Source organism: Lutimaribacter degradans (assembly GCF_023703375.1).
In the GTDB taxonomy this organism is placed as follows: Bacteria; Pseudomonadota; Alphaproteobacteria; order Rhodobacterales; family Rhodobacteraceae; genus Lutimaribacter; species Lutimaribacter degradans.
Window position 1 is genome coordinate 888151 of sequence record NZ_JAMQGO010000001.1, and the last position, 14416, is coordinate 902566.

A 14416-nucleotide genomic window follows, 5' to 3' on the forward strand; every position below is an offset into this window, starting at 1 on the left:
ACAGAGAAGACGAGAGAACGCCCTTCCTCACAGATGGACGCGTCGCGATAGCTTCAAGTCCTATCCAAGGCGAACCCGCCCCGCGCGCCGCAATCCCCCCTTCTTGCAGGGTCAGGGACCTTGGATGTCGGCCGAGAGGGTCAACGAGAAACCCCAAGAAGGATTTTGAGGCGAGATTCATGTGCACCGAATTGCCAGTCTTTCCCGAGGTATAGCAGATATCAGACAGCTGGGAACCTTGCCGGCGCAATTTCAGGCGCGGTTGGGTTCCTATGGTGTCCATTCATGACCGACGATGGGTACAGCGTCACGCACAAGAAGCTCGAAGTCTCCCCGGTGGCCCATGAACCAGCCAGGTCGAACAGGCCTCTGTTGATGACTTTTTCGGTATGCGTGCGCTTGTATTTGATGAGTACGGGATACCCGTTCTCATCTATACCGGGAGTGGTAATGCGGCCAACGTGGGTCGTAGACTACAGACGACCCTCCTTTACGACCCCTGTAGCGGACTGATCAGAAGCTCCCAGAGATACTCTGCGGCGCCTTCCTGGGTAAGGCTCGCATCCCGAGCGGGGCCGCCGAACGGCATCCCCATGGGCGAAAGGAAGAGCTTCTGATCGTCGTTTCCGACAGACAGGCTCTCATTGTAAGAACCTGATGATGGGTTGTCCTCGGCCAGCCATGTGATTTCAGTACCGGTTATGCTGCCGACCCGGACAGTCCCCCCGGCTACCTTGGCGCCATGGCGGTAGATCGTGGCGGTGAAACAGTCGCCATTGACCCTGCGAAAGCGAGTTTCTATGCCCTCGTTTCGGGCTTGGAGCTCCTCCAGAGAACCCTTGAAGAACTTCGCCAGAAAATTGAATGTCTCAAACAAGAAGGTGTCGCGGTCAGCTTGCGAGAATTCCTTCTTGAGGCGGAGATTCGATGATCTGGGCATTGCCGGAGGTTCCGGGGCCTCTTCGACAATCTCGGTTTCTGCGGCCTCGATGAAGTTGTGGACGACGTTGGGTTCTCCTGCGACTTCCAGTGCCTCAATCGCGCGGCGGATTTGTCGCGTGACATCCAAAAAGGCCTCATCACGGTCCGGCCATTGGGTAAGCGGCTTTCCATCCGTGGGTGTGACCAGGAACTGCGCCAGATCGGTATTCGTCCAGTCGCAAGGCCGGAGGATGACGGAGATCAGCCGTGCCGTTCCTTCGTGGTGCCGCTCCAAGGCACGGCCCTTCTCGATCTTATAGCAGTAGTCCGAGGCCAGAAAGTTCGGGCTGACAAGAAGCAGAATGACATCTGACTCATCGAGTTCTTTCGAGATCGTCCAATCCAGGTGGTCCCCGGCGAGCAGGCGCCTGTCGTGCCAGACATCCACGAGGCCCTGCCGCTTGAGCATCGCAAGGTGGACTTCGAGCTCGTCCCGAAGGCCCTCGTCGGCGTGGCTGTAAGAGATGAAGACGCGGGCGCCCATTTCATGTGCTCCTTTTCTGGCGGGTTGGATCTGTCACGCTTTAGTGCCGCTCCAGATTATCATTTATGCGGCCTGGACCTCGAAGGCCAATAGGCTTTTCCAACCCAGGGCTGAGTGACGTCGACGCGGATTGTAGAAAGGTTTCCCGCACGGATGGACACCTACAGATTGCTCAATTGATGCTCAGAAGCAATTTTGACAGCGGTTGAAAGAAATTGAAGCAGCCCGCGGAAATTGTTGAAAAAGGGACCATTCCATCCCGTGCGGATGATGGTGCCCCGTTCTCAACAGGCGACGGAAACAGGCGAAAACACGGCAAGGGGCGGAAGTGGGCAGAACACGATCAGCGGATCAGTTCCGCGTGGACGGTGCGACGTGTCTCGATGAAATCTTCGAAGTCCGCAGCAGCCTTCAGCCCTTCCGAATGATCATAATGCCGCCGCGTGATACTCTCATCCACATGGCGCAGAAGTGTCTTCGCGGCATATGCTCCACCGATCATGTTTTCCGATGCTTCGGTCGCGACGTTGTCTCGGAGCCGGTGAATCGGAATCCGAACCCCGAATTCACGCTCTGTCAAATTGCCGGTCAACACCCCCAGCTGGCTGGCCTGGATGGATTCTGGCTTGCCATGGACCGAGGCAAAGAGATGAAGACCGTCGTCGAAGATAGGTCGGAAGTCCCTGCGATAGGCGTGCAATGCCTCCGCGAGACCCTTGTTCTGGAAAATCACGTCATAGCCTTCCTGCACCTTGCGCGCTTCCGGATATTTCAGGGCTTTCCCTGGCAGCTCCACATGGATGTGCGTCCGGTCGATCAAGGTCAGCGTCCGGTCGAATTCGAGCCAAGTCAGCGCGCGGGCCCGTTCCGGGAGGGCGGAGCCGAGCGCAAGGATGAGCCCATTCCGGAAGATCTTGGCGGCTTCCACGCCGCGCATGGGCCGCGCGTGCGCCTCGGCCATCAAGGAAAACCCGAACGCGTAGAGCGCGCTGGCACCGACCAGCTGGCTGCCAGTCTTCGTGGAGGCCCCCTCCGCTCTTCCCCGCTCGCGCCAGTCCGCAACAACAAAATCGCAGGCATCGGATCGAAATCGCCCGCCTGTGGCGACCGCAAGACCTGTCATGATGCGCTGGAGGTAGTTCGCGGCCGTCCCCGTTGTCGTCGGCGGTACATCGGAACTCGGCTGCACGAGGTTCAGGGCGTAGGTGTGGAGCGAGGCGGCCGTCGGGAGACTGTCCTGCCTTTGGGACGCGCAGTATGCGGTCCAGCGCCCGAGCGCAGCCAGAACCGACTTCGTGTATTCGACGCTCCAGAGCGTCCTGCCGAGAACCGCCTGCCCCGTCCTCGAGATGGAGATCTGTTCCAGCAGCGGCGCTCGCCACTCGACGGGCAGCGATCCGGCAAGGCGCTCCGCGATCTGCCAAGGGCACCGGTCGCGCTTCTTCGGTGCAACCTTTGCGTCCCTCAGGACGCGTGCGAAATGCGCGGTCTTTTCGGCGCCCCAGACCTTGGCGGCTACCCGTTGAAGATAGGCGAACTCCGCAAAGGCCGTGTCGCCGACCTGATCCATACGCGCCGCCAGATGGCCGGCCAACGCCTCCCGTGAGGGAACCGGGTCGAGGGGAGATGCTCCGCGAAGCTTGCGCAGCAGTGCAAGATGGTCGTTCAACATGTTTTCTCCGATGATTTTCTTGAGCGCGGGACGGCCGCTCACGCGGCCGTCTTCGTCCCGATCTCGAGGTAGGCCTGCCACCCGTCCATCACGAGTGTCTCGTCGAGCTCGGCATAGTATTCGACGGTCGTTTGCAGGCTCTTGTGGCCCAGAAGGCGCTGGACACGCGGCAGGTTGTCCATGCTTTCCTTCAACCAGATCCATCCAATGAGGTGCCGGTAGAGATGCGGATGGATCTGCACCCCGACATGCTGATGCAGCAGGCGTGTGACCCGTTTCAGGATCCCGCGATACGGAGCGTTGATCTCGAACATGCCGCCCTCCTGACGCGGAAACAGGTGTGGATTTTCCTTGTCGTCAGGGTGGACGAGCTTCGGACGGATCTTCTCGATATAATTTCGCATAAGCCGGGTGGCGCGTTCGCCCAGCCGAACGACGTAGTCCGGATCGCCCGCTTTCCGCCCTTTCACCTCTGGCGCAGGAATCGAAAGAACCGCCTTGCCGTCCTGGAACGCAATCCAGTCGAGCCGCGCCTCGATGACATTCGAGCTGCGCGGCGCGCGCGTGAGCAGGATGTCATGGGCCAGCACGGCCGCGATGTCGCGGGCCAATTCAAGGTCGATTGCGTCGAGGCGATCCGGCAGGATCCCGGTCTTCTTCCTCTTTGCCTTCCGCCGCCGGTCAATCTCGGCGTTGATCCCCGTCATCACGGTGCCAGACAGATCAATCGTCGCCTGGATACGCGGCTCGGTGAATTCCCGCAGCTTCGTCTTGTTCTTAGGCGCAATCCCTCGGCGGCCCGTTTCGTAGAACCGGATCAGCGCACGGATGTCCTCGACGTCCTGCTCGGAAGCGGCGGCATAGCCGACGGCGATCTTCTTCATCGCTTTGAGCAAGGAAACGAGATAGCCGGTGTCCTTTCGCCCCCCGTTGGCTTCGAAGAGAGCTGCGGCCGCCGCCTGCAAGACCTGGTAATCCGTGAGAGTACGAATGTCGGGCACGACGATGTCGTGCGACGCTGCCAGCGCCTTTGCCAAGGAGATGACATAGCCGCGGCGGGTCGCGATGGTATCGCGGGACCAGCGGTCATCCGCGGTCAGGAACCCGTATTCCCGCATCTTGGATTCCCGGCGCTCCACGCGCTCCGCCTTGGAGGATTGCCCAGGCAACTTTGACTTTTCGGCAATGCTCTTTTGAAGCTTGGCCTTAATCTCGGAAAGCTGATCCGCGTCCTGCCTCTCTTCTCGATCCAAAGCTTCGAGGAAGGCGTTGTAGGTCAATCCATCGCGGGAGATCTCTCCCGCCGCCCAGGGGACGACTCGGGTGTCGAACTCGTGGAGGAGATCCGCCAACTGTTCTGTGCCAACGCCAAATTTATCACGGCGGTCGGAGAGTGGCGAGGCCACGGCAGCAAACCCGAGATGCGTGGTGGACGGATTGGTTCCGAGATGGCGAAGAAGCGTGACGACGTTGGCAACATGCTTGCGACACTTTGCTTCCGTCACCGTACCGGTTTCGAGCCGGTGAGCGTAGTAGTCCGCCAGGGTCGCGCTCGTCACCTGCTCAGGTTTGAGCCCACGATCATGGATAAAGACGAAGAACGGCCCAGCTTTCAGCCTGCAATCCTCAGGAATATCTGCTTCTTTTGCGGCTTTGTATGCATCAGCCCAGATACCGCCGATGTCAGCCACACCATGAGGGCGATTTCTCACGCCATGGCGGTCAATTGCCGAAAGGATGTCGCTCTTGTATGTCGACCGGCTTCCCTTCGAGATGCCAAGGCTTACTGGATTGTGACGCGCGAAGAAGTCGATGACATCGTGTCGGCAGACAATTTTGTTATCGTACCAGTTGGCCTTGCGCATAATCCAGCGGATCCGGCTTGCCTGGGTCTCTTTCTCAGACTTTTCGAGTTTCTCGACCAGCTCTCCGAAGGTCAAAGGCTTCCCACCACTTGCGGCACGCAGGAGATCCCTGCCTGTAGCCTCTGAAAGGGCGACAAGCGTCGTGTATCGCGGCTTCAGGCCCTCGATGCAGAGGATGTCGGAGACAGCCTTGGCACTGAGACCGGCTCTCAGGGACAGCGAGCGCCTGGACTCACCTGTCTCCGAAATATGGGCTTGCAATTCGTCTTGAACGGTCATGGTCACTCCTGATGGCAGTTCTGCGACCGTCACTCGTCATCGAGCTCGAGATCCGGCCTTCCATCATCAGAAGGCCGGGATCGATGCTCGAAGAGGACGACATCTTCTTCGGTCGCAAACCACCGTCTGCCGAGCTTGCGCGCGGGGAGCGTCACCCTCCCCTCTCCTGTGGGGCAGCCATGCCGTATCCAGTCGGTGATGCACCGCGGCGTGCAATGAAACCGCTTTGCAAGATCCTCTGTCGTAAAGATTTTTCGTGCCATTTCCGGGCTCTCCTTGTTCGGCATGACCGGAAATAGGGACATGACCGGAAGATCCAAAAAGCCGCCGCAGATAATGTTCTGCGGCGGTCTTGCTTGCCGGACACACGCAAAAAAAGCGCCTTGGTTCAACTTGTCCCGGTCATCGGCAGAATGATCTGAACCACGTTGTCGTCCTGATCCTGCAAAGAGCCATGATCGCCGCTGCGTGATGGATCCTGTGCGGCGCCGCGGCGGAGCTCACGCAAGCGCCGCTCGTTTCGCTTGCGCTCGTTGAGAAGAAGTCGCGCCTGGATTTTTTCCCGGGTCCCCTGCATCTCGAACCGGTTCTGACTTTCATTGCTGGGATCTTCGAAAAGTCCAGGCGTCTCCTCGATCTTCTGAATAATCTGCAGGATCTCAGCGATTTCTCCGCGCACGAATTGATCGCGCTGCTTCTTGCTCAGCATGCGACTGATTTCACGGCCAGTGACGGGTTTGCCTGCGTCGGACAGCCGACGGACGGCGGCCGCGATGATTTGGATGCGAGATGTGTTTTTGCGATCGTATTGCTGGACCACATGGAGGGCGGAAAGAAAATGGTACTCTGCAAAACGCGTCGCAAGTTCGGCGGTTTCAAGGTCTATCGGCCTGCGCGATTTCCCGAGGAGAAAATGCAGCACCATGAGATAACGCAGCACTGAAAACCCGATTCTCCTGATAAAAGATTTCGGCAGAGCCGTCTTTCCCCAGGATTCCCTCAGGCTGCTCCACCATGCTTTCAGATAGGGCAGAACATCATCGTTCAGGGTATATTGGCCACAGGCCTCCTTCTGCGTGCAAAGCGCATCCCATGTGTCAGCCAGACGGTGGCGGCGTTCCTCGACCTCCTCTCCCTCGAAATAAAGAAAATGGTCGAACATGTCGGTGTCCTGGCGGGGATTGGCGATATAGTAACTGAACCTCTGACAGAAGCCATCAAGCATGCTGGTGAGATCGATATCATCATGCCAGGTCTCATCGACGGAGAGGCCGTGAAACGTAAAATGCGGATTTTCGATGACCAGCTTGTTTTTCTCGCTCTTCAGCCGGTTTGCAATGGCATTGTATGAATAGGCGTTCAGAACCCATTCCTTGATCCGGACGTAGCTGCCCTGTGTCAGAATCTTATTGAATGTCTTTCCGACTTCATCCTGAAACCAGAACGCGCCGTTGTTTTCGTGCAACTCGACGATCCATTGCGCATCCGTGCATCCGGTTGCAAGTCTGGTGACCGTGTCGGTGGTTCCTCTCGAAATGATCCGATCAATCTCTTCTGAAGCAAAGGTTTTTGAGGATCCCGAACCGGCAAGCCCCACCAGCCAGAGTGTCGGACAGATTTCTCCTACCCCAGGAATTCGTAACGTCGCTCCATTCTGGGTCAGATACGACGCGGCAATCATGACGATCTGCATGATCGGCAACGCGTGGGAGATGTCCGTGTCCTCAAAATGTCGCGCTATAAGATCAAGGATGCTCCCGCGCGAGATCAGGTTACGGATATCGAAGGTCTGCGCGTTTGCCTTGACGGCGAAAAGCTGGATCGCGTCTTCGCATTCGGCCCTTGTAAGGCGGCGTGTTCCCTGCGGGGTCTTCACGGTCAATTCGCCAAGAAGAACGTGGTCTGCGGTGTCGTGTTGCTTTGATGATGTGGTCATGGTCTCTTCTGCCTGTGATGCAGACACGAAGTGCTTCCGTCGATTTCCGCGCGGAAACGATGACCGACAGGAATTTTCTAAACCACTAACATAACTACATAAAAAACCTCTTGGCACAACCGACATAGAGCCGACAAAGTTGTTGGTCGTCCTTCGGCTGAAACCTTGTCAATGAGGGTCGAGAGCATCGCCACCGTGGCGCAGGATTGCTTGTGAGCATCAGTCAACGCGATGACGATCATAGTCAACCATAACAAATATCGTAACCGCGCCATTGGCACCGCCTGCCTGACCTTGGCGTCCTGCTCTAAGACACGTGTTTAGCGACGTCGCTTGCGACGTGTCTTATGGGGGATCAGCGATGCGGGGCGAAATTCTGGGGATTGAGCGGCGGCGACTTTGGCGTGATGAGGACAAGCTCGAGATGGTCCTGTCGGTTGGGGTTGGCGGGGCGACAGTGACGCAGGTGGCGCAACGCCACGAGGTGACCCGGCAGCAGATTTACAAATGGCGGCATGAGCTGAAGAAGAAGGGTCTGTGGTCGCCTGATGCCGGGGCCCTTTTCTTTCCGTTGGACATGCCAGTGGCGGCTGCTGAGGCGCCTCCAGCGATTGCGGTTGAATTGCGCCTGCGGGGTGGGCGCAGTTTGCACTTTGACAGTGCAGTGGAGCCGGTCGCCCTGACGGCACTCATCCGCGCCGTGGAGGCCGCATGATCGGCCCTGGCACCGGAGTTCGCGTGTATCTAGCCTGTGGTGTCACGGATATGCGCAAAGGGATCGCGGGATTGGCGGCGCTTGCCCAGGATGTTCTGCATCAGAAGCCCGCCAGTGGTGCGGTATTTGCGTTCCGGGGACGGCGCGGGGACCGGATCAAGTTGCTGTATTGGGATGGTCAGGGATTTTGCCTTTACTACAAGGTTCTTGAACGAGGGCGCTTCCCTTGGCCGAGTGCGGCGGATGGGTCGGTACGGCTGACTTCGGCACAGCTTGCGATGCTTTGGGAGGGGATCGACTGGCGGCGTCCAGATTGGGGAGCGCCACCGGTGCGCGTGGGGTAATTTTGCGTCCAAATATGCGTTATTTATATGGTGCTTCAGGCTGATTTTTGGTAGTCAGGCGCATGTCGAAACCTGCCGAAAACCTCCCCGATGATCCCGCCGAATTGAGAGCGATGATTGCGGCGTTGCAGGCAGAAAATGCCCGGATCGAGGCAGAGAACGCCAAGATGTCGGTGACATTGCGGGTTCATGATCAGCTGGTTCAGGCGTCGCACCAAAGGTGCGCAGCTTGAACGCACGCCTCTGGCGTGACGCCTGCGGATCGCCAAGCTCCAGAAACTGGCCTTCGGCAAATCCTCGGAAAAGATTGAGCGTGAGATCGAACAGCTGGAACTGGCGCTGGAAGACCTATTGGTCGCGGTGGCTGAAGACGATGAAGCCCCCATCGACGAAGGTCCGAGCGAACCGTCGCCGGAGACTTCTGATGCACCCACGTTGCGGCGTCGGCCACGTGTCTCGGATGCGACGCCGCGCGAGCGCCGCGAGCTTGATCCTGGTGCCTGCTGCCCTGACTGTGGTGGTGACCTGCGCGTGGTAGGTGAGGATGTCAGCGAATTGCTGGACATGATTGCTGCCCAGATGAAGGTGATCCAAGTCGCTCGCATCAAGAAATCCTGCCGCCGCTGTGAGCGGATGGTGCAGGAACCGGCCCCCAGCCGCCCGATCCCGGGCAGCATGGCAGGCCCGAACCTGCTGGCGCATGTGCTGGTCTCAAAGTTCGACGATCACCTGCCTTTGTATCGCCAGCACGAGATCTTCGAACGCATGGGGGCAGACATCCCAGAAAGCACGCTGGTGGGCTGGTGTGGCCGCGCCATGAAAACCCTACAGCCGCTTATCGAGCGGATCGAGGCGGACATCATGGCCAGCGACCTGTTGCACGCAGATGACACGCCGATCCGGGTGCTGGACCGGTCATTGCGCGACAAGGGACTTGGCAAAGGGGTCAAACAAGGGCGGATCTGGGCCTATGTGCGCGATCAACGCCCTTGGACGGGGGCATCGCCGCCAGGTGCTGTTTATCGGTTCGCGCCAGACTGGAAGAAAGAGCATGTCCTGAGCCACCTGGCCAACGCCCGCGGCATCCTCCAAGCGGACGGCTACACAGGCTACGGCAAGCTTTATGAGCCTGCTCCCGACGGCACACCCCGTTTGCGCGAAGCGGCCTGTTGGGCGCACCTGCGCCGAGACTTCCACGACTTCTGGATCTCGACCAAGTCCGAGATCGCTCGCGAGGCGCTCGACCGGATCGGCAAGTTCTACGATGTCGAGCGCGACATCAACGGTCAACCCGATGACGTGCGTCATGCGGCGCGGCAAAAGTTGAGCCGCCCGCAAGTCGAGGCCTTCTTTGCCTGGTCCGAACAGCAACTCCTGCGCATTCCAGGCAAAAGCGATCTGGCCAAGGCCTTCCGCTATGGCCTCAGTCGGCAGGAGGCCTTCAGCCTGTTCCTGACCGATGGGCGTGTGGCCATCGACAATAACCCCGCTGAGCGCGCCCTGCGCCCGATTGGAATAGGACGTAAGAATTGGTTATTCGCAGGGGCCGACACCGGTGCGGAAACCCTGTCCCGCGCCATGACCATCATCGAGACCGCTAAACTTAACGGCCTCGACCCGCTGGCATATCTCGCTGACACCCTCGACCGCATCCATGATCACAAGATCAACCGGCTGGATGAACTGCTGCCTTGGCATTGGGCACCACTGGTATCTGTGACGGACAGTCAAGCCGCATAACCTGCGGTCTCAACGGGGCGCTTACCAAATATCGTATTGAAGCGAAGGATAGACGCGAAGCCCTACGTGCTAAACGAGGTCTTCAAGGAACTCTGAAACCCGGCCAGCACCCGACACCCATAAGCGTTCCCTCGCCCTTGTCGCAGCAACGTAGAGAAGATGACGCTCTGTTGCCATAATCTCCCCAATCATCGCCTCGTCGCGAGCCTCGAGAAGGCGCTCTTCTTTGGGAATTGCATCTTCATCACATGCCATTACCGCGACCGCACGATACTCGGCTCCCTTTGCGTCGTGCATTATACGGATCTCTGGTTCTGCGCCGCTTCCTGTCAGCGATCGGAATGCGTCTCTGACCGCGCTGGCACGTGGGATCTCATCCTTGCTGCGAACCAGGAGTGCAATCTCTGAAGCCTCGAAACCTTGTGAAGCCAAGTCGGCGAGCCAGCCGGCGACAGCCTTGATCTCTGCATCGGCATCAGGGAATTCAGCGATTTCCGGTGCCGGTCCGTCGAAAAGCGACACGACGCCGGTGCGCCTATCCTCGTTGCCGTCTGCCTCGGTCAAGCTGGGGGGCAGCAGGCGGTCGGACTGGCTACGAATCTGTTGAGACGTCCGGTAATTGACCTTCAGGCTGCGTGATCGTCCCCGCACGTCCACCCCGGCAGCCTTCCACGGGAATGGCGCACGGAAGATCCGCTGGCCGATGTCACCGGCGAAGAAGAGGCCGTTCGACCGGTCTCCGGCAATGGCGGCCAGAAAATGCAGTTCCGGAACAGAAATGTCTTGTGCCTCGTCCACCACCGCATGGGTAAACGGCCGCCGCGCGCCTTCACGATAATGGACCGCGAGAGCGTGGAGCATCTGGGCGCGTGTTCGCTTGCCCCGTGTCTCCAGCGCGGCGCGCGCATCGGAGAAGACGTCCCACAGCGCATCCCGGCGCGACGCCGCCATGCGCGTGAGCCGACCCAGGCGCGGCAGATCTCGGTATGCATCTCGGTCGGTCACCGCCCAGGCGTCCACGACGAGACGCCATTCGTCATTTAGGAAGCCAAGGTCCACGCTCACATCTGCCGCCGCGGCGGCGTCGGCCAGTGCCTTGGCGACATCATCGGACGTTGCCTCCTCGACCGGGCTGAAGGCTTCGCCGTAAAGATCGTGCGCCAGAGGCCCCAACGCGCGGGTCGTGACACGGTCTCGAACTGCCGTGTCCGGCAGCAGCATGGGAAGCTTCGCCGAAAGGCCATCGGCGAGCCGCCGGTTGAAGGTGGTGAGCAAGATGCGCGCCTCGGCATCTTCGCGGGCCAGACGGGCCGCCCGGTGCAGGGCAACGACCGTCTTGCCGGTCCCGGCCGAACCTATCACTCGGGCCGGGCCGTTGAAGTCCCGGTCCACGAATTCCTTCTGGGCCGGGTGCAGCCAGACAGCCCATCTCTCCCATGGCGCCTCGAGTGCAGCGGCAAGGTCGGCTTCTGTTGTCGTGAGGCGGAAGCGGCGCACGGCATCGGGGTGCTCGTAGGGATCCTCGGCCTGCGGCGCAGGCGCGGGGCGCTCGCCCGTGGCCGCCTGCAACAGCGCCTCGCCGGCTTCCGCTGGAAGGTGGCCGGCGATGTCCAGCAGCGTGTCCTCGGTGGCATCGCGCACCGTGTCCAGCCAATCCTCAGGCACGCCCCAGGACAGCAGCGCATCGTCGGCCTCGTCGGCGAAGAGACGGGGTTTCTTCACCGCTTCCTCGACGTAGCGCTGGATAATTACATCCTCGACGGTCTCGCGGATCTCGACGATCTGCGCCGCACCGGTCCGGGGGTGAACATCGATCCGACGTCGCTCAGCCCAGCGGTAGGCGTCATCATGGTGGCCGACCCAAGCAAGCAGCGTGGCGCCGTCCTTTTTGTGCAAGACAAGCCGAACGTCGCGGTTCACCCGCGCAGTCCAGAAATGCGGGTCCTTGGCCCGTTCGACCCGGTGCATCTGGAGGCCCGGATTATCCGGGTTCATCTGCGCGTCGAAGGCGGCAGTCTTGGCTGCCTTCTGTTCTTGGCCAGAAAGCTTGGTGAGCGCGTCAGAGAAGGTGTCGGCGATGCGGAAGGTCATTTCGAGTATTTGGATCGAAGGGCTGCAACGAGCTCGGCATACTCCGTCAAGGGCTCATTCGGTTTGCGAGTGGCACGCTTTATCTGAGTGCTCTTCTTCGAAGACACAATTGTCTTTTTGGAAGCAGACTTCTTCCTTTTCTTCTTACGTTTTTGCGATTCAAATCGCTGAATTGGTGCCAGCCTGAGACCTTCGGGCACTTCTAATCCTACTGCGGAAGCGTCTTCGGTCCAGGCTTCGAGGGCTCCTTTCTGAGGGCCCTTCCGTCTGGACAGCTTTGGGCGGGTCCGAATAATCGTCGATCCGCCGAGATAGCTACCTTTTCCCATCGTCAAACCCCCACCACCTTCATCACCTCGTCCCCCAGGTGGTTGATCACCTTCACCGCGATCCGGCCGGATTTCGGCCGGGCAAAAGCGCGCGACTCCGTCCGTTTCAGGCTCTCCCAGGCCTCCTCGTCGATCTCGGCCTTCAGCGTCGTTTTCAGCTGCTTGTAGGGGATCTCGGCCCCCGGGAAATAGGCGTGGCGGACAAAGAAGCTCTGCTCGTCGTAATCCGTGTCGATGAACCAGCAGGCAATGTCCTCGGGGTCCGAGGACGACACCTCGCCGGTCGCGGGGCGGAAGATGTCGACGCCCAGGAGGCGCACGCGCAGCCGGTCGCCGTCTTCGACGATCTCGATGTCGGGCTCGCCGAAGACCACGAAGAGGTTGCCACCACCAGCCTTCAGGTCGCCTGCCATGTGCAGGTCGGCGTTCATCCGGGCCTGCAGGACTGTGATGCGTCCCAGCTTCTGGAACTCGGCGGTGTGGGCGTCGAAGTTGAAGGCGCAAGCGATCACAAGGTCGAACCCGGCATCCGCCGCCTCGCGTGCGGCGGCCACGAGGTCGGCGCGCTGGAGGGTGCCGTATTCGGGGCCGATCAGGATGCCGGCGCGGCGCTCGGTCTCGCCCTCCATGTAGCGCCCTTCGGCGGCGAGCCATTCGCCGGGCCAGGCGGAAATGGACGTGAAATCAATGCGATCCTCCCGCCCGGCCTGCTGCACCCCGGCCTTGGACAGGTTTTCGAGGATCGCGGTGAGGTAGTTCTCGGCCTCCTGCTCGCCAGCCTTGCGGCGGCCAGCGGCGGCGTCGGTTTCGTCGATGATCTCGCCATGCTCATTGACCGCCTGGGTGCGGTGGGGCGATAGGCTCTCGACCGTGAAGGGCCCGGCGACGCGGACGCGCTTCTTGTCCTCGTAGGGCTTGTCGTAGAGGTATTCGTGATCGGCCTTCGCGGCGATGCTGGCGTCGATTTCGCGCTGCCGGGCGATGCGCGCTTTCCAGAAGGCCGCGAGCGCCTCTTGCGCCGCCTCGGGCCAGCCGTCGGGGGCCTCGCGGGGGATTTCCCATTCCATGAAGCCGTTTGCCGGGGCGATCTCTCCGCTTGGCAATTCGACCTCGCCGGAGGCGGTGAAGTCGATGACCTGCCCCTTGCGCCCGCCGGTCTGCACCTCGTATGGCACGGGGTGCCCGGCGAGGGCGCCGTTGAGGGCGGCGAGAGCCGCCTCGACGGCGGGCTGCATCTGCTCCCAGATCGTGTCGATCTCGGTGTTGTTGGCGATGCTTTTCAGCGTGATGTGGGGCACGCGGCTGTAGACGAAGCCGTGGCGGATGTCGTTATAGGTGGCGTGGGTTGCCGGGGCGGATCGCGTGACCTCGGCCTCTTTCCTCTGCCCCTCGGGGGAATCCTTGAGGAGATACCAGGGGTATTTCGCGCCCATGATACGGGCACGGGCAAGGGCGAGGGCCACGCGCGAGGTGTCGATGGTGATCCAGCGGCGGCCCCATTGCTCGGCGACATGGGCTGTGGTGCCGGAGCCGCAGGTGGGATCGAGCACCAGATCGCCGGGATCGGTGGTCATGAGGAGGCAGCGTTGGACGATTTTTGTGAGTGTTTGGACAACATAAATCTGGTCGTCTGTAAAACTCCCGGACCCAGCATCCGTCCAAAGATTCGAAAGCGGTATGCTGGGGTTGTCTGAAAGCTTGTAACAGTATCGAAGGTTCTCACCGGCGGGGAACACTCTGCCAGCATTCTCCAGACGGGTTAAGCCATCCTCCCCAACACTCCATTGCCTGTTTCTTGGAGGCTTGAATATATTTCCTGTGTGAGACCAATTACCGGATCGCGTTGCACTTTCGTGCTGCGACGACAGCGAAACACTCTGGGCTAGGCTCAGGACTCATAGCCAATAAATGACGAGCGCCGCGAGTGCGATGGCGGAGAGGAAGACCTTTGGGCATCTGTCGTATCGGGTCGCCACACGT

At 60.0% G+C, this 14416-nt stretch carries 8 protein-coding genes and 2 pseudogenes; 3 read left to right on the forward strand and 7 right to left on the reverse strand.

Annotated features, from left to right (window positions below; all coding sequences use genetic code 11):
* Positions 1 to 490: 490 nt before the first annotated feature.
* The 4 genes from M8744_RS04335 to M8744_RS04350 all read right to left on the reverse strand — a co-directional run bounded on the left by M8744_RS04335 (position 491) and on the right by M8744_RS04350 (position 7217).
* A complete protein-coding gene (locus M8744_RS04335) occupies positions 491 to 1465 on the reverse strand; it encodes a toll/interleukin-1 receptor domain-containing protein (RefSeq protein ID WP_251409940.1) in 975 nt (324 codons plus the stop codon).
* Positions 1466 to 1808: 343 nt separating this feature from the next.
* Positions 1809 to 3179, reverse strand: coding sequence for a hypothetical protein (locus M8744_RS04340; RefSeq protein ID WP_251409943.1), 1371 nt, complete (start codon positions 3177 to 3179; stop codon positions 1809 to 1811).
* The gene (locus M8744_RS04345) at positions 3176 to 5281 is read right to left on the reverse strand and encodes a tyrosine-type recombinase/integrase (protein ID WP_251409946.1); all 2106 of its coding nucleotides are present in this window, start codon (positions 5279 to 5281) and stop codon (positions 3176 to 3178) included. Before M8744_RS04345 ends, M8744_RS04340 begins: the two co-directional genes overlap by 4 nt.
* Before the next feature lie 388 nt (positions 5282 to 5669).
* A complete protein-coding gene (locus tag M8744_RS04350) occupies positions 5670 to 7217 on the reverse strand; it encodes a DUF3987 domain-containing protein (protein ID WP_251409948.1) in 1548 nt (515 codons plus the stop codon).
* 361 nt (positions 7218 to 7578) lie between these two features.
* Between M8744_RS04350 and tnpA the strand changes: the two genes are divergently transcribed.
* From tnpA to tnpC, 3 genes and pseudogenes are all read left to right on the forward strand, one after another.
* A complete protein-coding gene (gene tnpA / locus M8744_RS04355) occupies positions 7579 to 7932 on the forward strand; it encodes an IS66-like element accessory protein TnpA (RefSeq protein WP_251409951.1) in 354 nt (117 codons plus the stop codon).
* Complete coding sequence (gene tnpB / locus M8744_RS04360) at positions 7929 to 8276, forward strand: IS66 family insertion sequence element accessory protein TnpB (RefSeq protein WP_251409954.1); 348 nt, start codon at positions 7929 to 7931, stop codon at positions 8274 to 8276. The genes tnpA and tnpB overlap by 4 nt, the downstream gene beginning before the upstream one ends.
* A gap of 62 nt (positions 8277 to 8338) precedes the next feature.
* A pseudogene (gene tnpC, locus M8744_RS04365) lies at positions 8339 to 10016 on the forward strand (IS66 family transposase).
* A 69-nt stretch (positions 10017 to 10085) separates the two neighbouring features.
* Here tnpC and M8744_RS04370 read toward each other — a convergent pair.
* The 3 genes and pseudogenes from M8744_RS04370 to M8744_RS04380 all read right to left on the reverse strand — a co-directional run.
* Positions 10086 to 12107, reverse strand: a complete 2022-nt coding sequence (locus tag M8744_RS04370) for a 3'-5' exonuclease (protein WP_251409957.1) — start codon at positions 12105 to 12107, stop codon at positions 10086 to 10088.
* A 331-nt stretch (positions 12108 to 12438) separates the two neighbouring features.
* Entirely contained in the window at positions 12439 to 14172 is a 1734-nt protein-coding gene (locus M8744_RS04375) for a DNA methyltransferase (protein ID WP_251409959.1), read from the reverse strand.
* Between the two features lie 159 nt (positions 14173 to 14331).
* Positions 14332 to 14416, reverse strand: a pseudogene (locus M8744_RS04380) (IS5/IS1182 family transposase); the annotation flags it as partial.

What these genes read in the sequence shown, in the direction of transcription:
- M8744_RS04335 (WP_251409940.1), bottom strand. Translation starts at nt 1,465, where the DNA reads ATGGGCGCCCGCGTCTTCATCTCTTACAGCCACGCCGACGAGGGCCTT.
- M8744_RS04345 (WP_251409946.1), bottom strand. Translation starts at nt 5,281, where the DNA reads ATGACCGTTCAAGACGAATTGCAAGCCCATATTTCGGAGACAGGTGAG.
- M8744_RS04350 (WP_251409948.1), bottom strand. Translation starts at nt 7,217, where the DNA reads ATGACCACATCATCAAAGCAACACGACACCGCAGACCACGTTCTTCTT.
- tnpA (WP_251409951.1), top strand. Translation starts at nt 7,579, where the DNA reads ATGCGGGGCGAAATTCTGGGGATTGAGCGGCGGCGACTTTGGCGTGAT.
- tnpB (WP_251409954.1), top strand. Translation starts at nt 7,929, where the DNA reads ATGATCGGCCCTGGCACCGGAGTTCGCGTGTATCTAGCCTGTGGTGTC.
- M8744_RS04370 (WP_251409957.1), bottom strand. Translation starts at nt 12,107, where the DNA reads ATGACCTTCCGCATCGCCGACACCTTCTCTGACGCGCTCACCAAGCTT.